This is a genomic window from Olleya sp. ITB9 (assembly GCF_001315805.1).
In the GTDB taxonomy this organism is placed as follows: Bacteria; Bacteroidota; Bacteroidia; order Flavobacteriales; family Flavobacteriaceae; genus Olleya; species Olleya sediminilitoris.
In genome coordinates, this window is record NZ_BCBW01000014.1 from 60,565 (window position 1) to 83,403 (window position 22,839).

The 22,839-nt window shown below is 30.9% G+C and carries 21 protein-coding genes and 1 riboswitch; of the genes, 14 read left to right on the forward strand and 7 right to left on the reverse strand.

The window, feature by feature from the left end; all coding sequences use genetic code 11:
* Positions 1-59: 59 nt before the first annotated feature.
* Together ITB9_RS02990 and ITB9_RS15290 are read right to left on the reverse strand one after the other, a co-directional pair.
* A complete protein-coding gene (locus ITB9_RS02990; protein ID WP_054851085.1) occupies positions 60-1,064 on the reverse strand; it encodes an SH3 domain-containing protein in 1,005 nt (334 codons plus the stop codon).
* Positions 1,065-1,322: 258 nt separating this feature from the next.
* Entirely contained in the window at positions 1,323-1,733 is a 411-nt protein-coding gene (locus ITB9_RS15290) for a MerC domain-containing protein (protein ID WP_082396018.1), read from the reverse strand.
* A gap of 81 nt (positions 1,734-1,814) precedes the next feature.
* Between ITB9_RS15290 and ITB9_RS02995 the strand changes: the two genes are divergently transcribed.
* On the forward strand, positions 1,815-2,195 hold the full coding sequence (locus ITB9_RS02995; RefSeq protein ID WP_028289996.1) for a Fur family transcriptional regulator: 381 nt from the start codon (positions 1,815-1,817) through the stop codon (positions 2,193-2,195).
* Here the strand turns inward: ITB9_RS02995 and ITB9_RS03000 are convergent.
* Positions 2,192-2,791, reverse strand: coding sequence for a DUF6642 family protein (locus ITB9_RS03000; protein ID WP_028608060.1), 600 nt, complete (start codon positions 2,789-2,791; stop codon positions 2,192-2,194). The two genes, ITB9_RS02995 and ITB9_RS03000, sit on opposite strands and share 4 nt — an antisense overlap.
* 186 nt (positions 2,792-2,977) lie before the next feature.
* A riboswitch (TPP riboswitch) is annotated at positions 2,978-3,072 on the forward strand.
* Positions 3,073-3,182: 110 nt separating this feature from the next.
* On the opposite strand from ITB9_RS03000, the gene thiS reads away from it, so the two are divergent.
* The 8 genes from thiS to ITB9_RS03040 all read left to right on the forward strand — a co-directional run bounded on the left by thiS (position 3,183) and on the right by ITB9_RS03040 (position 11,838).
* Positions 3,183-3,386 (forward strand): sulfur carrier protein ThiS, encoded by a 204-nt coding sequence (thiS, locus tag ITB9_RS03005; protein ID WP_054851086.1) that lies wholly within the window; start codon positions 3,183-3,185, stop codon positions 3,384-3,386.
* A gap of 58 nt (positions 3,387-3,444) precedes the next feature.
* On the forward strand, positions 3,445-5,304 hold the full coding sequence (gene thiC / locus ITB9_RS03010) for a phosphomethylpyrimidine synthase ThiC (RefSeq protein WP_028289993.1): 1,860 nt from the start codon (positions 3,445-3,447) through the stop codon (positions 5,302-5,304).
* 104 nt (positions 5,305-5,408) lie between these two features.
* Positions 5,409-6,002, forward strand: coding sequence for a thiamine phosphate synthase (locus ITB9_RS03015; protein WP_028289992.1), 594 nt, complete (start codon positions 5,409-5,411; stop codon positions 6,000-6,002).
* A gap of 4 nt (positions 6,003-6,006) precedes the next feature.
* Entirely contained in the window at positions 6,007-6,633 is a 627-nt protein-coding gene (gene thiE, locus ITB9_RS03020) for a thiamine phosphate synthase (RefSeq protein ID WP_054851087.1), read from the forward strand.
* A gap of 21 nt (positions 6,634-6,654) precedes the next feature.
* A complete protein-coding gene (locus ITB9_RS03025) occupies positions 6,655-7,419 on the forward strand; it encodes a thiazole synthase (protein ID WP_054851088.1) in 765 nt (254 codons plus the stop codon).
* A 5-nt stretch (positions 7,420-7,424) separates the two neighbouring features.
* Positions 7,425-8,537 (forward strand): 2-iminoacetate synthase ThiH, encoded by a 1,113-nt coding sequence (thiH, locus tag ITB9_RS03030; RefSeq protein WP_054851089.1) that lies wholly within the window; start codon positions 7,425-7,427, stop codon positions 8,535-8,537.
* On the forward strand, positions 8,537-9,595 hold the full coding sequence (gene moeB / locus ITB9_RS03035; protein WP_054851090.1) for a molybdopterin-synthase adenylyltransferase MoeB: 1,059 nt from the start codon (positions 8,537-8,539) through the stop codon (positions 9,593-9,595). The genes thiH and moeB overlap by 1 nt, the downstream gene beginning before the upstream one ends.
* 50 nt (positions 9,596-9,645) lie before the next feature.
* Positions 9,646-11,838 (forward strand): collagen-binding domain-containing protein, encoded by a 2,193-nt coding sequence (locus ITB9_RS03040; RefSeq protein ID WP_054851091.1) that lies wholly within the window; start codon positions 9,646-9,648, stop codon positions 11,836-11,838.
* Positions 11,839-11,963: 125 nt separating this feature from the next.
* Here the strand turns inward: ITB9_RS03040 and ITB9_RS03045 are convergent, their stop codons facing one another.
* From ITB9_RS03045 to ITB9_RS03055, 3 genes are all read right to left on the reverse strand, one after another.
* Entirely contained in the window at positions 11,964-12,734 is a 771-nt protein-coding gene (locus ITB9_RS03045; protein WP_054851092.1) for a phosphoribosyltransferase family protein, read from the reverse strand.
* Positions 12,735-12,736: 2 nt separating this feature from the next.
* The gene (locus ITB9_RS03050; protein ID WP_054851093.1) at positions 12,737-14,191 is read right to left on the reverse strand and encodes a nicotinate phosphoribosyltransferase; all 1,455 of its coding nucleotides are present in this window, start codon (positions 14,189-14,191) and stop codon (positions 12,737-12,739) included.
* Between the two features lie 99 nt (positions 14,192-14,290).
* Complete coding sequence (locus ITB9_RS03055) at positions 14,291-14,965, reverse strand: NUDIX domain-containing protein (protein ID WP_054851094.1); 675 nt, start codon at positions 14,963-14,965, stop codon at positions 14,291-14,293.
* 508 nt (positions 14,966-15,473) lie between these two features.
* Between ITB9_RS03055 and ITB9_RS03060 the strand changes: the two genes are divergently transcribed.
* Positions 15,474-16,337, forward strand: coding sequence for an outer membrane beta-barrel protein (locus tag ITB9_RS03060; protein WP_054851095.1), 864 nt, complete (start codon positions 15,474-15,476; stop codon positions 16,335-16,337).
* A 131-nt stretch (positions 16,338-16,468) separates the two neighbouring features.
* Here the strand turns inward: ITB9_RS03060 and ITB9_RS03065 are convergent, their stop codons facing one another.
* The gene (locus ITB9_RS03065; RefSeq protein WP_054851096.1) at positions 16,469-17,515 is read right to left on the reverse strand and encodes an ArsO family NAD(P)H-dependent flavin-containing monooxygenase; all 1,047 of its coding nucleotides are present in this window, start codon (positions 17,513-17,515) and stop codon (positions 16,469-16,471) included.
* 688 nt (positions 17,516-18,203) lie between these two features.
* Between ITB9_RS03065 and ITB9_RS03070 the strand changes: the two genes are divergently transcribed.
* From ITB9_RS03070 to ITB9_RS03085, 4 genes are all read left to right on the forward strand, one after another.
* Positions 18,204-18,650: a hypothetical protein gene (locus ITB9_RS03070; RefSeq protein ID WP_028289981.1), complete on the forward strand. Its 447-nt coding sequence runs from the start codon at positions 18,204-18,206 to the stop codon at positions 18,648-18,650.
* A gap of 165 nt (positions 18,651-18,815) precedes the next feature.
* Positions 18,816-20,111 (forward strand): hypothetical protein, encoded by a 1,296-nt coding sequence (locus tag ITB9_RS03075; protein ID WP_054851097.1) that lies wholly within the window; start codon positions 18,816-18,818, stop codon positions 20,109-20,111.
* A gap of 68 nt (positions 20,112-20,179) precedes the next feature.
* Positions 20,180-21,643 (forward strand): gliding motility-associated C-terminal domain-containing protein, encoded by a 1,464-nt coding sequence (locus ITB9_RS03080; protein ID WP_054851098.1) that lies wholly within the window; start codon positions 20,180-20,182, stop codon positions 21,641-21,643.
* Between the two features lies 1 nt (position 21,644).
* Positions 21,645-22,839 (forward strand): PorP/SprF family type IX secretion system membrane protein (locus ITB9_RS03085; RefSeq protein ID WP_148638351.1); only part of this gene is annotated, 1,195 nt, incomplete at its 3' end.

The window sequence follows — 22,839 nt, forward strand, 5'->3', positions numbered from 1 at the left end:
CCAAAAAACCTTCGTTACTAACGAAGGTTTTTTTAGTATTAAATAAGTGTTGTAACAGTTTAGTTTTTTGAAGTAAAGTAACCAAAGACCCAACCTTCGTTACCATTATAATCAATTTTATACCAGTTACTACTATTACCTCTTAACGTTTCATAAAGTCCCTTTTCTATAATATTACAAACGTTTCCTTTTTCTAACTGAAACACAACGTTGTCAGCTTCAGAGTCTGGAGAGCTTCTTACGTTTAAAACCTCTGTTGTAATGTATAATTGATCAGAACTAATAGACGCATCTAATTCAGAAAAATCATCTTCATAGTCTTCCTCATACCCTTCTTCATCATCGTATAATGCATTTTGTACTATATCTATTAAACCAGATTGCTGAAACGCAGGATTGTCAACAATTAACTTAAGTTTTTGTTGTTGCTTAGCACTAGTTTCTTCGTTAATTGCTCGGTTATATAAGATGGCTAATTTAATATCTAAGTCATCATATATAAAGTCACTCGTTTTGTTAACCCAACCTTCAGTGTCCTTTTTTAACCCAACTACTTTTTTCCATTCTCCTTTGTCTTCGTTTAAAACAACAACAATGTTTCCTCTAGTAAACTTATTACCCATAAACTCCATAACATCTGGTCGCTTGTAAATAGCTAAAGGATTTTTAAGTACGGCTAATTTACCGTTTTCAGAGAATAAATACTCATAGACCCATCCTACTTGACCGTCTGATAATTCAATCTTTAAATAGTCTTTATTATCACTTGCTGTTTCTCTTTCGCCTAAAAACTTTACAGTTTCTCCAAAATAAATAGTTTCAAGGTACTTAGCCCCTTTTCTACCAGCGATATCACGTAGACCAACTTTTGGCCATAAGCATATTAAAGAGTTATCATCTTCTGAAAAACTCGAGGTATTTACGTCTAAATCATTACCACTTGTTGCATCACTACTAGTCTCTGTCTCTGTGGACGTGGTAGATGATGTTTTGTCTTTACAACTAACAATTAAAGCTAGTAATAAGACCATTAAGTAATACTTTTTTAATGCGGTTTTTTTCATTGTAATTGATTTAATATTGATTTTAGTAGGGATAAATATAGTTTAAATAGGATGGATTCAAAACGTTTTAATAGTGTTTTGTAAAAAAATAAGTACATTAATAAAAATTACAGCTATTAGTAATTTTATATGCAATAATTGTAAAGATTTTAAACGAATGATATAATATCTCGATACAATGTTAAATCAGAATACTTAACAAAGACTATACTTACAAGGTTTAAATGTAGTATACAAAAGCTTCAACAAAAGGGACTTTTAATTTGATATAGACTTGGTGCAACAAGTAGCTGTGTTACATTTACAGTAGTTACGGTTGTACAAATGCAATCCAATTAACGCTATTGCAGGAATATAGATGCTGGCTTCTGGTAAAGGTAACAGTGCTACTTTTTCATTTATAATAACAAAGGCTAAAGCACACCAACTTAACCACAAAGCATTTTTAATCCATTTTAAAGATGTTGCTGTTGTAGACCAATAGATAGCAAGACAGGATATTACTAAAAACAGATAGTCTATACTTTTCCACCATACTGGTGTAGCCTCGCAGCATGTTACTGTACAGGATTGCGCTATAAATAGTAATGGCGTTGCTAGGCAATGTATTAAACATAAGGTGCTAGCATAGGTTCCTAATAAATCTGATTTCTGTTTTAATACTATCATTTATAATCTTGTTAATACAACTAAGTTGCAAATGTAAAACTATTATTTGTTAATGCAACAACGTTGCAGTATATTTGTGTTATGGGAGTGATAAGAAAGACAAAAACGGTAGAAGTTTTATTAAATGAGTTTAATAAAAGAGCTGTAGCTATTTCTGCTAAAAACTTAATTAAGCAATTTCAAACGTCATTTAATAAAACCACTATTTATCGTGTATTAGATAAATTGGAAGAGGATGGTGTATTACATTCGTTTTTAGGTAAAGACGGATTAAAATGGTATGCTAAATGTAAAGGATGTTCGGCATCAGAACATAACGATTTACATCCTCATTTTCAGTGCCTAAATTGCGGAAAAGTAGACTGCTTGTCTGAAAGTGTTAAGCTTCCAGAAATACCTAATCGTAAAATTAAAGTGTCACAATTACTAATTCAAGGGACTTGTGATACTTGCTATCTTTAATAATATAATCTAAAATCAAGCAGTTTACAGGCTTTATAGTGTTTTTGATGTAGCTCCTCCACTACTGCAAACATATCATCATCGTCTTTAAACAGGTTAAAAAAAGCCATATCTAATGTATAGCTACTAATATTAGGCTGTGCACAACCATAACCAGATAGTCCTTTTGCACCAGTAATATCTAAAAAGTATTGGGCTTCTTCAGCATCTAAATCAAGGACTTTTACATTAGAAAAATGTAGAATCTTACCTTCTAAGCGTCCTTCAAAAAGTTCAGCTATTTCTTGCAAATTATAATAGTAATCATTCAAACAAATACTATTGGCTTCACCTTCAATAACCAAGTAAATAACTTCGTAGTTTTTAAAATTATGATCATCTAAAACTAATGTACCTAAGCTAGACTCTAATCCTTCTATGCTATCACATGTATTATAAATACTAGCAACACCATATTGTAATGTTAATTGGTCTAGTTGTTTTTGTACTTCAGTAACTGCCTCTACATCTACATCGTCTACTGCTTCCAAACAATAAATAAAATAATCGGTGTCTAATAATGGGACTTGTGGTAATTGGTCTTGAGGTTTTAACAAATCTTAGTATTTATGCTTAGTAATTCAAATACAAAAATAATGCAATTTTGATAATGTATTAGGGGCTTTAATTAGAAACATCAAATGCTATAATTTACAAGCGTTTAGTATAGAAAGAATTAAAAAAACATTTAAAATTTATTCTATTTAGAAGTATTTACAAATTCAATTCATTAAATTTGTTACAGTAAACTTTAGGAGTAGCTATTAAATTAGTTTGAGAAAAATCCTTAGAACCTGATTTGGTTAATACCAACGTAGGGAAAAGTTAACAGTTTTTAAAACTGTACACTTCCTCTATTTGTGATTCTCACATAGTACTACCCTTTTTTAGTTTACATCATTAATACACAATATTGAAGCTGGTTAGGCTTCAAAAACAGGAATTAATATGATAGACATAAAAGTAAATAACACATCCTACCAATTTGAGTCTCAAATTACATTAGACCAAATAATTAAGCAATTAGAGATTTCGGTTAACGGTATTGCTGTTGCTGTCAATCAAAACATTATTACTAAATCAGATTGGTCTGCAACTACTCCTAATAACGGAGATTCAATACTAATTATCAAAGCGACTCAAGGCGGATAATGCTATTTATGACTGACTTCAATACTATTAAACACCACAAATAATCAACCCTTAAACAATGAAAAACAAAGATACTGCACCTAAACAAGGCGGAATTACAAGACAGCCATTTCCTAATTCTAAAAAGATTTATGTTAATGGTAAAATTCACCCTCAAATTAAAGTCGCTATGCGCGAAATTGAGTTAAGTGATACCGTGGATTCCATGACTAAAAAGAAAACACCTAACCAACCTGTAACGGTTTATGATACCTCAGGGCCTTATACAGATCCTGACAAACAAATAGACATCCATAGTGGTATAGAGCGTATTCGTGAACAATGGATCATGGATCGTGATAATGTAGAGCAGTTAGACAACTACTCGTCTACCTATTGTAATGAGCGTTTAAACGATAAAAGCTTAGATCATATGCGTTTTAAGCTATTAAAAAAGCCTTTACGTGCTAAAAAAGGTCAAAACGTAACCCAATTACATTATGCCAAACAAGGAATAATCACTCCGGAAATGGAATACATTGCCATACGTGAAAACCAGCGTATTGATGAAATGACCCAAATTAGAAAACAACATAAAGGCGAACACTTTGGGGCTTCAATACCTGATAAAATTACACCAGAGTTTGTACGTTCAGAAGTCGCTAGAGGTCGTGCGGTAATCCCATCTAATATCAATCATCCGGAAGCTGAACCTATGATTTTAGGACGTAACTTTCTAGTTAAAATTAATGCTAATATTGGTAATTCTGCGGTAACATCATCTATTGAAGAGGAAGTAGAAAAAGCAGTTTGGGCTTGTCGTTGGGGAGCAGATAATATCATGGACTTATCCACAGGAGAAAATATCCATGAAACCCGAGAGTGGATCATACGTAACTCACCTGTCCCTGTTGGTACAGTGCCTATTTATCAAGCTCTAGAGAAAGTAAATGGTGTGGCTGAAGACTTAACATGGGAGATTTTTAAAGACACCTTAATTGAGCAAGCGGAACAAGGTGTGGATTATTTTACCATTCATGCTGGTGTTTTATTGCGCTACGTTCCAATGACCGCAAAACGAGTTACTGGTATTGTATCTCGTGGTGGTTCTATCATGGCTAAATGGTGTTTAGCGCATCATAAAGAAAGTTTTTTATACACTCACTTTGAAGACATTTGTGAGATTTTAAAACAATATGATGTTGCCTTTTCTTTGGGCGACGGATTAAGACCAGGATCTGTTGCGGATGCTAATGACGAAGCTCAGTTTGCAGAATTAGAAACATTAGGAGAACTAACCAAGATAGCTAGAAAACACGAAGTACAATGCTTTATTGAAGGGCCTGGACACGTACCAATGCACATGATTAAAGAAAACATGGAAAAGCAAATTGACGTTTGTGACGAGGCTCCTTTTTATACCTTAGGACCTCTAACAACAGATATCGCACCTGGTTACGACCATATTACTTCTGGTATTGGAGCAGCAATGATTGGTTGGTACGGTTGTGCTATGTTGTGCTACGTAACGCCTAAAGAGCATCTAGGTTTACCTAATAAAGAAGATGTACGTGTTGGTGTGGTAACCTATAAATTAGCTGCTCATGCTGCCGATTTAGCAAAAGGACATCCAGGATCTCAACATCGTGATAACGCTTTAAGTATGGCTAGATTTGAGTTTAGATGGGAAGACCAGTTTAATCTAGGACTAGATCCTGAACGTGCTAGAGAGTATCATGACGAAACCTTACCTGCAGCTGGTGCCAAAATAGCCCACTTCTGCTCTATGTGTGGTCCTAAATTCTGTTCTATGAAAATCTCTCAAGAAGTCAGAGATTTTGCTAAAGAAAATGATATTGTAGATAATGAAGTCATCCAAAAAGGGATGGAAGAAAAGTCAAAAGAATTCAAAGATAAAGGCTCAGAAGTGTATCTTTAATAGTTTAAGGGAGTTCCCACGCTTAAGGCGTGGGCAGACTTTCCAATACAATCTTTTGCAGAAAAAGCAAAAGGATTTCCATTACAATCCTTAACTCAAAAAATATGATCGTACTTATTGCTCCAGAAGAAGATGTTTTAAACGAAATAGGACTATTAAACAAACTATTTCAAAACGGATTAGAGTGTTTTCATCTAAGAAAGCCATTAAAAAGCTACCAACAACATGTTGAGTATTTAAATCAAATAGATATTAAATATCACAATAAAATTGTAGTACATGATCATCATAAATTAATTAATGAGTATAACCTTAAAGGAATTCATTTTCAAGAACAAAAAAGAATAGATCATATCGATAATCCTGGTCAGTATTTTAAACCTCTAAATATGTTTGGTAAAACAATTAGTTCGTCCTTTCATGATCCAGAGGTGTTAGCAGATTGTGAGTTTGAGTTTGATTATCATTTATTAAGTCCAATTTTTAATTCTATCTCTAAACAAGGCTATCAAGGTCAAGGGTTTGATGTTAACCATATAGATAAGTATATTATTGGAATGGGTGGCATTAACTCTAAAAACATCTCAGAGACACTACAATTAGGGTATAAAGGGATTGGTATATTAGGTGCTATATGGAATACTAAAGATCCTGTAAACAGCTTTATAACGTTAAAACAATCCTATAATCAATCATAATAATATGTTATCAAAACTTCATTATATATCTCAAGGTGCCACACCAACACAACATTTAGAGCATATTCAAAAAGCCTGTGTTTCCGGAATTGAACTAGTACAATTACGATTAAAAAACGTAAGTGAAGACGTTGTATTAGAGACTGCAAAACTAGCTAGAGAGATAACCTCTAAACATAATGTGAGTTTAATTATTAATGACCATTATAAAATTGCTGCTCAAGTTGAAGCAGATGGAGTGCATTTAGGAAAGTCAGACACTTGTCCATTAATTGCTAAGGCAGCTTTAGCATCATGGCAAATTATTGGTGGTACTGCCAACACATTTGAAGACTGTCAAACATTAATAAATAAAAACGTAGACTATATTGGATTAGGACCTTATAGGTTTACTAAAACTAAAACCAAACTTAGTCCCATTTTAGGACGTCAAGGTTATGAGACTATAATCAAACAATTACAAACTAAAACACCAATTGTAGCAATTGGTGGTATTGTACTTAAAGATGTTTCAGAAATAATTAAAACAGGTGTATATGGTATTGCTGTATCTGGTCAGATTACCAAAGATTTTAATGCTATACCTAAACTTAATGAGTTAATTAACAGTGATTATAGTAATGCACTTTAACACCAAAAAAAAATATACAAAATGTTACAAATAGCAGATAAAATATTTAATTCAAGATTATTTACAGGAACAGGTAAATTTAGTTCGTCTCAATTAATGAAAGAGGCGTTATTAACCTCAGAAAGCGAGTTAGTAACTGTTGCTTTAAAACGAGTGGATGTTACCGATAATAACGATGATATCTTAACACATTTAAATCATTCTAAAATAAATTTATTACCAAACACTTCTGGTGTCCGTGATGCTAACGAAGCAGTTTTTGCAGCTCAATTATCCAGAGAAGCTTTAGAAACAAATTGGATTAAATTAGAAATTCATCCAGATCCAAAATACTTATTGCCAGATCCTATCGAAACTTTAAAAGCTGCTGAAACGCTAGTTAAGCAAGGCTTTATTGTAATGCCTTACATACATGCAGATCCTGTATTGTGTAAAAGATTAGAAGACGTTGGTGTACAGTGTGTAATGCCCTTAGGCGCTCCAATTGGCAGTAATAAAGGATTAAAAACACAAGAGTTTTTAGAGATTATAATTGATCAAAGTAATGTGCCTGTAATAGTAGATGCTGGTATTGGTGCACCTTCACATGCAGCTTTTGCAATGGAACTTGGTGCAGATGCTGTCTTAGTAAATACAGCAATTGCAGTGTCTCCTAATCCAGTACAAATGGCTGAAGCCTTTAAACTAGCAGTAGAAGCTGGTAGAATAGCTTATGAAGCCAAACTAGCTCCTGTAATAAATAAAAAAGCAGAAGCTAGCAGTCCATTAACTAGTTTTTTAAATTAATCGTTATGAGTCATTTTAAAGACATATTTGATACTTATGATTGGGATACAACTCTAAAAAGCATTTTTGATAAAACCGAAACCGATGTTTTACATGCGTTACACAAAACTAAACGAGATCTAGAAGATTTTAAAGCCTTAATATCTCCTGCAGCTAAACCCTTTTTAGAGCAAATGGCGCAGCTAAGTCAGCAATTAACTAAAAAACGCTTTGGTAATACCATTCAAATGTATTCCCCAATGTATTTAAGTAACGAGTGTCAAAATATTTGTACCTACTGTGGTTTTAGTATGACTAATAAAATTGCGAGACGTACCTTAACTAATACTGAAATTTTAAAAGAGGTTGAGTATATTAAATCTAAAGGGTATGATCATATATTGTTAGTCACTGGTGAAGCTAATAAAACCGTTGGCATTAGCTATATAAGCAATGCCATACAATTAATACGATCACATTTTGCTAATATCACTATCGAGGTTCAACCACTACATCAAGAAGAATATGAACAACTAATTGATAATGGTTTATACGCTGTTTTAGTATACCAAGAAACATATCATAGAGACGAGTATAAAAAACACCATCCTAAGGGTAAAAAATCTAATTTTGACTTTAGATTAGATACACCAGATAGACTTGGCAAAGCAGGAATTCACAAAATAGGATTAGGTGCTTTATTTGGTTTAGAGGATTGGCGTGCTGATAGCTTTTTTACAGCCTTACATTTAAGATATCTGCAAAAAACTTATTGGAAAACAAAATATTCTATCTCATTTCCAAGATTAAGACCACATTCTGGTGGATTAGAACCTAAAGTAGAAATGACAGATCCAGATTTAGTACAATTAATATGTGCTTTTAGGTTGTTAGATGAAGACGTAGAACTATCTATTTCTACTCGAGAAAGCGAAATATTTAGAAATAATATTGTCAATTTAGGAATTACCTCTATTAGTGCAGAATCAAAGACAAATCCTGGTGGTTATGCTGTAGATCCTCAATCCCTAGAACAGTTTGAAATATCTGATGAAAGATCTACTGAAGCAATTGCTGAAATGTTAAAAAATAAAGGACTGGAAGTCGTTTGGAAAGACTGGTCAAATAATTGGGAATAATGACACTATCAAATCAAGAACAAAAACAATATGATCGTCATCTTATTTTAGATGAAATTGGAATAAAAGGACAATTAAAATTAAAACAAGCCAAAGTCTTGGTTGTTGGCGCTGGAGGTTTAGGATGTCCTATTTTACAATATCTTACAGCTGCAGGTGTTGGTACTATTGGTATTATCGATCATGATACTATTGATCAAAGTAATTTGCAACGTCAGATATTATACACACATAATGATATTGGCAAATTTAAAGCAGAAATATCTATAAAAAAATTATCAAAATTAAATCCATTTGTAACCTTTCAAACGTATATAGAAAAGTTAACATCAAAAAATGTGATGAATTTATTTTCTAAGTACGACATCATAGTCGACGGTAGTGATAATTTCCCTACACGTTACTTGGTTAATGATGCAGCAGTTTTAACTAATAAACCTGTTGTATTTGGTTCTATTTTTAAATTTGAAGGTCAAGTTTCAGTATTTAATTATCAAAACGGACCAACTTACAGGTGTTTGTATCCAACAGCACCAAATCCAAACACTGTTCCTAATTGTTCTCAAATTGGTGTTTTAGGTGTTTTACCTAGTATAATTGGTAGCTTTCAAGCTAACGAAGTCATAAAAATAATCTGCAATATTGGAAATATTTTATCAGGTAAGTTACTCAATTTTAATGCCCTTACAATGACACAATTACTGCTAGATTTTAAAAAGAATGCAGCTATAGCTATTAAAACTTTAGATTCAAATTATGATTTAAGTTGTGGTTTAGTTAAGCAAGGTTTTCAAAGTATCACAATAAAACAATTAAATCAAAATCCTGAAAAATATAATTTATTGGATGTTAGAGAAGCTAATGAAAGGGCTATTCATCATATAGGTGGACAACATATTCCATTAGGAGAATTACCCAATAGATTCAATGAAATCAATACAAATAAAGACTTAATTGTGTATTGTAAATCGGGAGTACGTAGCAAAATAGCAATTCAACTTTTAAAGGATAAAGGTTGGACTGATACTATTTTACAATTAGAAGCTTTAAAATTTTAGTAAATTTAACTTAAAAAATAAACTATAAATAATTCCAAATCAACCATTAAATGAAAACAAAAAAATTACAATTTAGTAGATTAAAGCACAATTTTTTTACATTGGGCTTAGTCTTTTCAAGTGTTAGTGCTACACTAATAGCACAAAATGAACCCCTCAATCCTACTGAAGCTGCTAATAACTTTACTGTCTTTACTTCTGGAGATGCTATTGCTATGGGAACAGAATCTGAAGGCTCATGGGCTGTAGGTGGAAGCTTTACCATAGATGGTAGTTTTAATATTTTTGGAGGTGTAAACTATTTTAATAATGATGCACAACCTACAGCTTTGGTTGTTAATCAACAAGTCAATTATGTGTCTGGACAATTACACATTTTAGATAATAATTATATTAAAATAGGTGATTTATCTACAAGTAGTATTTTTAATGTTGATAATAATAACACACCTATAAATACAAGAATTACGTATTTAGATGGGACTTTTAATAGTAATCCAAAAATTGAATTATCAACCAATCAAGAGACAGCGTCTATTTCTGATAACCCACAAATAGATTTTACAGGTGCATTTAATCAATTCACTTCTATTTCGGATATTTTAGAAGCCCAAGCAACTAATGTTACATGGAATGAAAATGAACTTAATTCTGGTAAATTATGGGTTAATTTAACAGTCAATCAAACCAACGTTATAAATCTTACGGTTAATGAATTTAATCAATTAAGCGAAATTAAATTCATAGATATTACACCTTCTTCTTCAACACCTTTTATTGTAAATATTACAGATAGTAGTAGTGATCCTGAAGTGGTAACTATAAATAGCTGGCCAAATATTGTTGGAAGCCCATTAGAGTATGCTTCTTCTATATTATATAACTTTCCAAATGTTAGTACTACAATAGATTACACAGGAGGTGCACAAATATATGGTACAATTTATGCTCCTAATGCCAATTTTTACAACCAAAGCAACTCTAATATTGACGGACAAATAATTGCAGAGGTATTATTACAAAACTCAGGAGAAATCCACTCCTACCCTTTTGATGCAATTATAGATTTAGAAGACCCAGATCCAACTGAAGAAGTTTGCGACGGAATTGACAATGATAATGACGGTCTTATTGACGAAGGATTTGAAGATACAGACCAAGATGGAGTTGCAGATTGCGTAGATAATTGTCCTTTAATAGCTAATCCAAATCAAGAAGATGAAAACAATAATGGTATTGGAGATGTTTGTGAAGAGGACACTATTGAAGAAGTATGTGACGGAATTGACAATGATAATGATGGACTTATTGACGAAGGTTTTGAAGATACAGACCAAGATGGCGTTGCAGATTGCGTAGATAATTGTCCTTTAATAGCAAATCCAAATCAAGAAGATGAAAACAATAATGGTATTGGAGATGTTTGTGAAGAAAACACAACTGAAGAAGTATGTGACGGAATTGACAATGATAATGATGGACTTATTGACGAAGGATTTGAAGATACAGACCAAGATGGAGTTGCAGATTGCGTAGATAATTGTCCTTTAATAGCTAATCCAAATCAAGAGGATGAAAACAATAATGGTATTGGAGATGTTTGCGAAGAAGACATTATTGAAGAAGTTTGCGACGGAATTGACAATGATAATGACGGACTTATTGACGAAGGATTTGAAGATACAGACCAAGATGGCGTTGCAGATTGCGTAGATAATTGTCCTTTAATAGCAAATCCAAATCAAGAGGATGAAAACAATAATGGTATTGGAGATGTTTGTGAAGGAGACACTATTGAAGAAGTTTGCGACGGAATTGACAATGATAATGACGGACTTATTGACGAAGGATTTGAAGACACAGATCAAGATGGAGTTGCAGATTGTGTAGATAATTGTGTTTATTATTACAATCCAGATCAATTAGATAGTAATCAAGATGGTATTGGAGATATTTGTAGTAATGGAACACCATCAAGAATTGCAGTTATTAATTTAGATATATATCCTGTACCATTTAAAGGTATTTTAAATCTTAAATATTCTACACCTTATGATACTTCTGTTAAGATTGAAATTTTTGACGTTAGAGGAACTTTAATAAAACAAATAGATAATTTAAAAACTAAAGCATCACAAGATTATGTAATTAAAGTAGATTTAACAGGAACAGAAAATCAAATGCTATTTATTAGCTTAACAACAAATAATGGTAAAATTGTAAAACAAGTGATTTCTAATTAATGTTTTAAAATAGAAATAAAGGAAAAGCCAATTTGATTAATTTCAAATTGGCTTTTTTATATTTTTAATATTCTGGATAATTGTACTAAAATTTTCAAATACGCGATTCTCAGGCAACAGGTATTTTATGTATTAAATGCTGAAATTTTAAATTGAGTAACAAAGTCATCATTTATATCTTTATAACTATTGGTACAATAAATATGGTCAATTGTTTCTTTTAATTCATCAAAACCATAATTAAACTGAGCATGTGTAACGTATAAAAACACTTTAGAGGCACCTTGTTTTTTTAAAGCTTCCGCTAAAAACTTAAAGGTCCTGCCACCATCTGCTAAATCATCAACAATTAAACATTCTTTATTATTCACCTCTCCTTGAATACTAATTAGAGGTGCTCCATCAACCCTTACTTTATTAGAAGGAACCAAATCTGCATTTAGTTTTTCTGCAATGTCATGGGTAGTTTTATAGGCACCAGCATCTGGACTAACTAATACTGGTTTTCCTATTAAATTATAAGCCTTTTCTACAAATTTAAAATGTGAAATTTTATCTGAATTGTTTATTAAAGCCAATGATATTGGACTATGAGGATGTAAAATAGAAACGTTATCAAATTGCATTGTATTTATAAAATTACTAACAACTTTTAAATCAAAAGATTCACCTTTATTAAAACGTCTGTCAGAACGTTGACCTATCAAACAGTAAATGGTTAATGTCGCTATGGCTTTTTTGTTTGTTGTATTTTCTGCATCCCAAGCTTCTTTTATTGCAGCAGTAGCAAATAAATCTTCATAACTATTACCACGGATTTTAACTTCCAAATCACCATTTTCAATAATTTTGGCAGTTACTTGTCCGTCTTTAAATTTTTTTATTTCGTATTCCATAACTATAAAGTTTTATTCACTCTATCTCTTATTTCTTGTAAAGTAATTGGATTTAAAAACTGTCCATTTTCATAAATTACCTGTAACTCACCTTTGTTCTCTTCTTCAGGAGTAACCTGATCTACCAAAACATACTCACCATCAACTAAGTCTACTTTTATCAATCCTTTAGCAGATTTTTTTACACCATCATCTGTAATTGGATCTTTAAAAACCTCTCTTCGCTTTCCGTTAACCACTACTGAAGTTGCTTTCATTGCAAATCCAAATGTATCTCTTGTATTAAACTGATAGGTGAATGATCCTATACCTAAAACCACATTACTAGTTGCAAAACCTTTATTGCTTAAACGCTGACAAATATTTTCTGCTCTTTCAGTTGTAATACTGTCTCCATAAATAGCACCTATATGACTATCTAAAACTTTAAATCCTTGATCGTTTACCGTTCCTCCAAAAATGTCCCAAAGTAATTCTACTACACCTTTATCTTTTGGTAGCTTACCTCCTAACTCACTTGCTTCACCACAAATAATATCTACAGGATCTCCACTATCTGGTCTTATAACTAATTTTCCATCTCTAGCTAAAACGTCGTCTTTTAATATTGGTAAATAGTCAGTTAAAACTTTCCATAAATCCCAGGTATCACTTACTACAGATAGAATTCCAGTAGGATAAGTATTCATTAAAGTTTTAAAAGTTCCTATTTCGTCATCTTTTGTACCTGCACACATTACTGAATGTTCAGTAGCATTTACAGAGCCTACAACAAAACCTTCTGCTTTATAATAGTTACGTAAACTACTAATTATTGGCAATGTATCTGAACCTAAAAAAACAGAAGCGTGGCCCATACCTGAAGATATAGCACTTTGCAATCCTCCCATCCCTCGCATTGAAAAATCATGTCCTTGAAAATCAATAAAGGCTAAATTATTTTTATCCGTTTTAAGAATCCAATTTTTAAATATTCTTTTGTAACGTAATGCTATTGAAGCAGATGTCATTGGTTGCCATAACATTGTAGATAATATGGTTTCTAGAAAATTAGTTATCCAATAGAATTTTTTATCAGTATTCACGACAGTTACCATAGGTACTCTAATTGGTACTTCTACACCTTCAGGTAAAGATTTTACTTTTATAGGTAAATATTGTAAATCGTGTAATTCTTCATAATGTGTTACATCATAATCTGTACCTAAATACAACGACAATTCTTCTTTTAACTCATTACAAACTTGAGCTTTTGGTTTAGAAAAAAAATTATCTTCAAAATAATCATGTAACCATTTAAACACATATTGCTGACCAAAAGATAATACCTTGTCGCAACCTTTAGGTGCATATTTATTACTTCTTGGTGTCCAATTAGAATACACTTCTTCTGTTCCTTTTGGATATTGTTGGTGGTGTCCTGTTTTATAACCGTCAGTTAATAGTAATCCGTTCATAATAATTTAATTTGCGTAATTATAACACAAATATATAGCGCTTAAATGTTGAAAACAAATTTATTTGTGTTTTTTTTACGCAAATAGTTTTTAATTGATTTATATATCAAAAATGATACCTTCTTCTTTTAGTTTGAAGTACCTTTTTTTATTGAATTTAAATAATTTAGCAGGTCTACCAGATCCTTTTGATGTTTTCTCGTTTAACTCGTCTAAAATATTAAAACTTAATAGTTTTTTTCTAAAGTTTCTTCTATCTATAGCTCTACCAAGAAGTGAACTATAAAGTTTTTCGATATCAGAGAAAGGGAATTTATTATCTAATAATTCAAAACCAATAGGCTCATAGGTCATTTTATTTTGTAACCTATTGATAGCCAATTTTAAGATACTATCATGATCAAAAGATAAATTTGGTAATTCATTAATATCAAACCATTGTACTGCTTCAGCATCTGTTGAAGCAAATATTTTAAATGCACTAGGTTTAATTAATCCAAAATATGCAACAGATACTACTCTATTTCTAGGATCTCTATCAGGATTACCAAAAGTATATAACTGTTCTAGGTAATTAATCTCTAAGCCTGTTTCTTCTTTAAGTTCTCTTTGGACAGCTTCCTCTAAAGATTCCTTATTTAAAACAAAACCTCCAGGAATAGCCCATTGACCTTTAAAAGGTTCATATTTTCTTTTAATTAAAAGTACAGATACTGTTCCAGATTCATATCCAAAAACAACAGCATCAACAGAAAGTTGTATAGATTGTTGCATGTTATGCGTGTTAAATACGCTAATATAACATATTACATTATTAATATTGAATTATATGTGAATTTCATATTTTCAATATTCATGATTCTATCCTAAAAAAAATAAATACACAATTATCAGGAAGTTTAAAATACAAATCAAACACATGTTTAAAAACAGCCTAAATATTGATTTGATATTAAAATTAACTTTTTGACGTTATGTTATTAAAAAATAGCTCTCAAATTATTTTTTAAATAATTTTTTAGTAATAAAAATTGGATTATTACATCCATTAAAGTGATTTCTTACAAAACATCAGTCAATATATTAATTTTAGTCTAGTATATACATGCTGACAATCAGATGGTTCTCGGAAAGTCTTACTATCATTGGCATTTTAACATAATAGTTTTAGGGTAATATTAAGAAAAGTCAACAAAAAAAGTATATTTGCAGCCGATTTAAATTTTAGTTAGAAAGCTAAAATTTTGGTCATTTTTAATTTAACAAAAATAAAACTCAAATTATGAAACAAGTATACTTAGTGTTTGCAGCATTATTAATTAGTACAATCTCATTGGCTCAGTTAGAGTTATCTGTAAGTACAGGTTATGCTGCTGGAAGTGCAGAAATGAAATTAGGAGAAAGCATTAATATTTCTCAAACAGAAAACTCTTATGGTAGTTATGGTGAAGGTGTAAATGTACAACTAAGAGGTACATATTATTTTAACGAATCATTTGGTGCAGATTTAAGTGTTGGATACCTTAATGGTGATGATCAGGATGTGTCTATGGTAAGCATACCTGGTACTGAAATAGACGCTGTAGCAAGATCTCGTGCTTTTGGAGGTTCTTTAGCTTTAGTATATAAGTTTACTGATAACCTTTACGGTCGTTTTGGAGCATTAGTAAAAATTGGAGGTAAAACAGAAGCTGTTGTTTACAGACAACAAGTTTTATCTGAAGCAGAAGCTAATGCGTTTGGATTACCTCAAGGATCTTATACTGAAACTAACTATAAAGAAGACTTTCATGGTCACTTCCCTTTAGGATTTGTTGGTGCTTTAGGTTACAAGTTTAATATAAATAATAATTTAAATTTATTTGTAGAAGCGGAATATTATGGAATTAGCTTAAAGCGTAAAGATTCTGAATTATCTGAATTTAATACAGATTTATTCTTACCAGATGGTACCGTTGCTCAAGCAGGTTTATATACTATAGATAACTTACCAGAAGGTGTAAATAAAAAAACAACATACGTAGACAACTTACCAAACAACAATACAGATAGCTCTAAACAGTTATCTCAAAAAGTACCTTATTCTTCTTTTGGTGTTAATTTTGGTATTACTTACAGATTTAAAGGATCTTCTAAAAATAATTAATTATTACATGTAATAGTTGAAAGCCCATTAAACATAAGTTTTAATGGGCTTTTTTTGGTTGAATTTTTATAAAAAACGTTATTAAAATGTATCTTTTCTAGTCATAGAATTGATAAATGTTTTTACTTAATTTAAGTTCTTAATAACGAAACGATATTGTTTACGGTATGTCTAGCAGTTTTGCCAACACCATAAATAGTTGCAGATGCAAAACCAGTCCAACTACCATAGCCAACTAACCATAAGTTAGGTAGTTTTTTACATTGTGTATAGCTTGTTTCAATTTTATTGTTTTCTATAATGTCTAACTTTTGTAAATGTTTTAGGTTAGCTTTAAATCCTGTACACCAAATCACTACATCAAACTTAGTTTTTGTATCATCTTCCCAAATAACTCCATGTTTATAAAAAGCTTTAAAAGGTCTTTTAGCATGTAATATACCTCTATTTCTCGCCTCTTTTACACTTTGGACCATTACTATGTCACTTAAAGATGTTTTTGATCCCGCTTTAGTTTTACCTAATTTACCATAAAACTTATCTGTTGCATCATTAAATAAATAACGTCCATCAATATCATCTGGTAAAAAACTTGGTTCAGTCATTGTTACCCATTGTGTATTTGCAACTTTTGACACCTCTGCTAAAATTTGAGATCCAGAGTTCCCTCCTCCTACAATTAAAACAGATTTGTTTTTAAAAGTATCAGCATTTTTATAATTAGAAGAATGCAACATGGTACCGGAAAATTGTTCTTTATTAGTGTATTTAGGTATAAACGGATTTTGAGCTGTGCCTGTTGCGCTAACTAATGTTTTGCAGTAATAATAACCAGTTTTAGTTTTAACTTTAAAACCAAAGTCCATTTTATACACTTCTAATACTTTAGTTTGACGTTCTATATTAAATTTATAACGGGCTTGATATTGCTCCATATATCTAATAAAATCCATTTTGCTTGGATATTCTTTATTTCCTTTTGGCATTGCCCAACCAGATAAAGAACTGAATTGTGTAGGAGAAAATAATTTTAAACTATCCCATGTTTGTAACCACGAACCTCCAGCTTTATCTTGATCGTCCAATATTAAATAATCAATTTTGTATCTCCTCAAAAAATACGCTACAGAGAAGCCTGCTTGTCCACCTCCTATGATAAGTGTTTCGTATATTTTCATTTTATGTAAATAATATCAAGAATTAAAAATCAAGGAAAAGTTTTTAATAAAATTACTAAGAAATTTAATTAATCATATAAAAATCAAAAAAATTGAACTATTGTAATTGTTGAATATGAATTAATTTCATCCTATTATTAGGGTAATTAAATCATTTTTATCGTCATATTTTTAATACAAAAAAGATTGTTTGTTTATTTTATCAAAAAAAATATTTTTTTTTTATTTTTTTTGTTTTAATGAATAAATGTTAAAAATATCATAATTTTTGATATTTTTAAATAGCTTATAATTACATAAATATCAAGCACTTAGTTGTGTATATTGTGAAAAAACACCTTGTTTTACTGTTAATCCGAATTATATGCAAAGTCATCGACTATATAGCAACATTAGAAAACATTTGTGTATTAGATTTTTTTTAACAAATTATGGTATTATCTTTGCATTAGTTAATTGAAACAAAATAACTTATGTATATAATACACATTATTTAAAGCTTTAAAAAGATGAATTGAACCGGTTGTGATTCATCGTAAATATATGCATTTTAACCCCGAAATAAGTCGTTTGACTGATTATTTTACGCTACACAGAATCTGATTTAACAAAAAAAAACTGAATTCTGTTGTTTATTTTAATTATTTATATAGATTTGTTTCATCATTACACATTAAATACCTTACAAATGAAAACAAAAACTACTTTATTAACCGTTATATTTTTTATAATAGTCTCTATTGGCTATGCGCAAAAATCTTCACCGAGATTAATTTCGGGGAAAGTAAGTATTAACAAATATCATACTTTAGAAGAACTTAACAAATTACAGAAAGGTCAATTGTTAACCTTATACATTCAACGTATCGAAGTATTAGTTAATATTTTACCTAATATTGCTTTTGCAACAAAACCTAATGTAACAATGGCATCAGTTGGTATACCAGAAACTAAAGAAAACAAAAAAACACTTGAAGCAAATCAAGAAGCTTCTGTTGAGTATTTTGACAGAACAGTAGATTTTCAAAGGTTAATTTTACCATATTCTGACACAAGTAATATTATTACTGCAATACTGTTTTATGAACAAACTATTAAATCGTTATTTACTTATGACGACTTTAAAGTGGACTAAATTAGAACTTTAACATCAAATAATCGTTCAATAACAAAGTATAATTCGTTCGGTTTTAGATGTGAATTTACATTTTAACGTAAAAAAACGCATTTTAAATGATTTTTATGTTTATATTTGATTTTAATACAAATTAATTAGTCATTCATTAAATGAAATAACATTATGAAAAAACTACTTTTTACCTCAATATTACTAATGTTTATCTTTAGTAATGCACTAGCACAACAAGAAAAAGGTATTACTGGATTTGATAATTGGTTGAATCCTTGGACCGATTTTACGCCTAACAAAACTGATTACAGAAAGCCTAATCAGATAATCAGTGGTGATATAACAAAAGACACTAAGTTACTTAAAAGAAACACGTATATATTAATGGGTGATGTCTTTGTAACAGATAGTACAACACTTTCAATAGAACCTGGAACAGTAATTATTGGTGATTTCAAAACTAAAGCTACTCTGACTATAACTAATGGTTCTAAAATTATGGCAGTTGGTGAAAGTACAGATCCAATAGTTTTTACTTCAAGTCAAAGTTTAAAAAAACCAGGAGACTGGGGTGGTATTTTTATTCTAGGTGATGCTCCAACCACAAAAGAAGGTATTTCTGAAAGATTAAATTATGGTTTAAGCTCTTCTAATTCAAAAAATATTGCTTACGGAGGTGATAATCCAGAAAGTAATTCAGGAGTAATGGAATATGTTCGAATCGAATATGCTGGAAAAAGAACAAAGGAATATGGTTATTTTAATGGATTAACTCTAGCTGGAGTTGGTAGTGAAACCATATTAAGTAATATTATGGTTAGTTTATGTAGAGGTAACTCTTTTAGTGTCAAAGGAGGCCAAGTAGAATTAGAAAAGTTTGTGTCATACAAATCAAGCGCTAATGATTTTAAAGTTAGTAATGGTGCTCAGTGTAGGTTAATGAACTCATTAGCTGTAAAATCTCCATACATTTCAGGTGCTCAAGCTTCAAGATGTATATATGCATTAAATAATGATGATGATGAAGCTTTTGCAGAAATCAATACTACACTAACAGCAGAAAACTTAACATTAATTAATGTTAGTAAAGATTTAAGTTATGATATTCAAGTAGGATTAGTAAATGAAGCAATATTTATAGGTAGAGACGCTAATTTTAGTATTGATAAAAGTGTTATTTCAGGATTTAAACCAGCAGTATATTTAGATAGTAAAATTAGAGTTAATAGTGAGAGTCTTGATAAGATTCAATTTACTAGTACTTATTTTAATAATTGTGAAGGTAATATCTTCGTTAAAAACACAACTGTAAATGAAGATTTAGAAAACTGGTATGGTAGTCGTGCATTTAATAATGTTTACTCTAAAGGACCAGATAGCGAAACTTTTATTGATGCTCAAAGTACAGATAGACCTGATTATAGATTAATCATAAATAAAATTGCTGCCTCTAAGACAGATAACTAATAATACAGGTATTTAATTTATTAACATAAATATTATTTATATAGTATAGAAGATTACTGACCAACCAAATGCAAACCATCTCCCAAAATTCAAAGCTATATTTAATAGTAAGTTTGTTTGTAATTACTGTTTTAAATACAGCTAACGCACAAATAGTCATTAGTAAACCACAACTAGGTTTTAGTCAAGCTTGTGCAAATGAGGGTTTTAATACTTTTTCTGCCACTTTTGTTTTTGCACCAGATGAAAGTGTTGAGGCTTCTAATCAATTTACAATAGAACTGTCAGATTCTAATGGAGATTTTAGTAATCCTACTAATATTTTTATTACAGAAGTAGGACAAGTTATAACATCTCCTGCTACTTTAAACTTTCAGTTTCCAGAAAATACTGCAGGTGAAGGATACAGAATTCGTATAAAAAGTAGTGCTCCTGTAGCAACAAGTACCCCTTCAGATCCTTTTGCTGCGTATTATAAATTACACGACATTCCTTTTACGATCAATAATTTAGTATCTACAGCAGCTTATTGTTCTGGTAGTAGTTATTTATTAACCATCGACAATCCAGGGACAGGTAATAATATTTCACCTTTAATTTATCCATCATTAACTTATTTGTGGTATAGAGAAACTGGTCCAACGACATCAGAGTTTGTTGGTGAGGGATCTAGTTTGTCAGTAGATGAAGAAGGTACATATTTTGTAGAAACTAATTATGGTAGTTGTACATCAGATTCATTTTCTAACCGTGTAACAATTAGTGAATCAACATCAGGCGTAACAAATATAGAAATAAGTTCTAGCTTAGGTACGAACTTTTGTCCAGATCAAGGAGCAACAGTATTAAGTACAGTTAACGGAAACAGTTACCAATGGTACAAGAATGGCATTATAATTCCAGACGCAACAGAGCAAAGTTATGAAACTACTGAGTCTGGAACATTTGCTGTACAAGTTGATTTAGGAGGATGCTCTGGAGCAGGTGAAATAATTTTAGATAGCCAAGAATTTATTGGAGCTATTAATGTTGATGACACTAACGAATTAGCTGAAGGAGAATCTTTATCTGTAATTCTATCTGACACTGCTATATCACCAGAATATCAATGGTTTCTAAACGGTCAAATAATATCTGGTGTTACACAAAATAACTTTAATGCAACAGAATTAGGTGATTACGAAATAATAGTCACAGAAACTCAAGGTTGTGAGACTTCTGTGTCTTTCTTTTTCTCAATAATTGAGCCTTTTAATCCTTTTCCAGATATTGATAAAATCCCAAACCTTATTAGTCCAAATGGAGATAATATTAATGATACATGGATAATACCACAGGAATACACTGCTGGTTCTGATACCCAAATAACAATTCTAACAAACCGTGGTGAAGTCGTTTTTCAATCTAATGAATATTTAAATAATTGGCCAGAAAACGATCTTGAACTAACTAATATAAACAAGGTGTTTTATTACATTATTACAACATCAGATAACCAAGTAAAAAAAGGTTCGATAACCATCATAAAATAAAATGAATAAGTATTTTTTAATTTTACTTTTATGTATATGTACATTTCAAGTCTCATTATCTCAGGTAGATGATGGGATTGTTGCATTCAATATGCCTTTAAGAAACTCATTAACATTTAATCGTTACACAATAAATCCTACATTTAGTTTTGTAAGAGAGCAAAATAAATATATTAGTATATCTAATAAACGTGAGTGGGTTCAGTTTGAAAACGCTCCCCTAACCTATTTGGCTAGTTATTCCGGAAGATTTGGTGAAAATATTGGTGCAGGAATAGGAGTATTTCAGCAAAATTATGGTGTACTAACAACATTTGGAGGGATTTTAAATTTTGCCTATAATGTAGAATTAGACAGAGATAGTAACCTAACTTTTGGTCTTAATATTGGTGCATACAAAAGTGGTTTAAATACAGGAAGTGTTGTTGTTAATTTTGATGATCCATCAATTGAAAATGTTCCAGAAAATTTCTTATTAACCGTTAATCCAGGAATTAATTATGGTACTGGTTTTTTTGATTTTGGTGTTTCTCTAAAAAATATAGTAGCCTATAATTTGCAAACTTCCCTAATGCTTGAAGATAATCCCGAACAAGGTATTCAAGCTCATTTAATGTATACAGGTTATTTTGATACACGTGGTTTTTTTGACGAAACCAAATTTTCTGGTTTGATAAAGTCTGAGTTTACAAAAGATAAAACTATCATCTCTGGTTTAGCAATGTGGACTGTTCCTAAAGGTATTTGGGGACAAATTGGATATAACACTTTATATGGTGCATCTGCAGGATTAGGTTTAAATATTACAAATCAAATAGCAATTGAATACAATTTTGAAAAAGCTATTGGAGACTTAACAGATTTTGGTCCATCACATGAAATATCACTAGCCTATAGGTTTAAAAACAAAAAACGCTACTATTATAGTGGTGATGATGAAATTAGTAGTCTTTTGTCCGGAAATCCTAGAAAAAATAAAAGAACATCAACAGTAAAAGTAGATCGTAAAGCTGTTGCTAAAAGAAAAAAACTAGAAAAAGCTGAATTAGAAGCAAAAAGATTAGCGAAATTACAAGAAAGAGAAAATCTTAAAGCAGAGAGACTAGCTGAGTTAAACAATTTAAAAGAAAACAAAGCTAAAGAAGAAGCTGATGCTGAAGCTGCACGTTTGGCACAACAAAAAGCTAAAGAAGAAG

Bases quoted from the DNA above. Each gene is read 5' to 3' on its own strand.
- ITB9_RS03065 (WP_054851096.1), bottom strand. From the start codon at position 17,515: ATGAAAATATACGAAACACTTATCATAGGAGGTGGACAAGCAGGCTTC.
- ITB9_RS03055 (WP_054851094.1), bottom strand. From the start codon at position 14,965: ATGCAACAATCTATACAACTTTCTGTTGATGCTGTTGTTTTTGGATAT.
- ITB9_RS03075 (WP_054851097.1), top strand. From the start codon at position 18,816: ATGAAAAAACTACTTTTTACCTCAATATTACTAATGTTTATCTTTAGT.
- thiH (WP_054851089.1), top strand. From the start codon at position 7,425: ATGAGTCATTTTAAAGACATATTTGATACTTATGATTGGGATACAACT.
- ITB9_RS02990 (WP_054851085.1), bottom strand. From the start codon at position 1,064: ATGAAAAAAACCGCATTAAAAAAGTATTACTTAATGGTCTTATTACTA.
- thiC (WP_028289993.1), top strand. From the start codon at position 3,445: ATGAAAAACAAAGATACTGCACCTAAACAAGGCGGAATTACAAGACAG.
- thiE (WP_054851087.1), top strand. From the start codon at position 6,007: ATGTTATCAAAACTTCATTATATATCTCAAGGTGCCACACCAACACAA.
- ITB9_RS03050 (WP_054851093.1), bottom strand. From the start codon at position 14,191: ATGAACGGATTACTATTAACTGACGGTTATAAAACAGGACACCACCAA.
- ITB9_RS03080 (WP_054851098.1), top strand. From the start codon at position 20,180: ATGCAAACCATCTCCCAAAATTCAAAGCTATATTTAATAGTAAGTTTG.
- ITB9_RS03015 (WP_028289992.1), top strand. From the start codon at position 5,409: ATGATCGTACTTATTGCTCCAGAAGAAGATGTTTTAAACGAAATAGGA.
- ITB9_RS03025 (WP_054851088.1), top strand. From the start codon at position 6,655: ATGTTACAAATAGCAGATAAAATATTTAATTCAAGATTATTTACAGGA.
- moeB (WP_054851090.1), top strand. From the start codon at position 8,537: ATGACACTATCAAATCAAGAACAAAAACAATATGATCGTCATCTTATT.
- ITB9_RS03070 (WP_028289981.1), top strand. From the start codon at position 18,204: ATGAAAACAAAAACTACTTTATTAACCGTTATATTTTTTATAATAGTC.
- ITB9_RS03060 (WP_054851095.1), top strand. From the start codon at position 15,474: ATGAAACAAGTATACTTAGTGTTTGCAGCATTATTAATTAGTACAATC.
- ITB9_RS03045 (WP_054851092.1), bottom strand. From the start codon at position 12,734: ATGGAATACGAAATAAAAAAATTTAAAGACGGACAAGTAACTGCCAAA.
- ITB9_RS03040 (WP_054851091.1), top strand. From the start codon at position 9,646: ATGAAAACAAAAAAATTACAATTTAGTAGATTAAAGCACAATTTTTTT.
- ITB9_RS02995 (WP_028289996.1), top strand. From the start codon at position 1,815: ATGGGAGTGATAAGAAAGACAAAAACGGTAGAAGTTTTATTAAATGAG.
- thiS (WP_054851086.1), top strand. From the start codon at position 3,183: ATGATAGACATAAAAGTAAATAACACATCCTACCAATTTGAGTCTCAA.
- ITB9_RS15290 (WP_082396018.1), bottom strand. From the start codon at position 1,733: ATGATAGTATTAAAACAGAAATCAGATTTATTAGGAACCTATGCTAGC.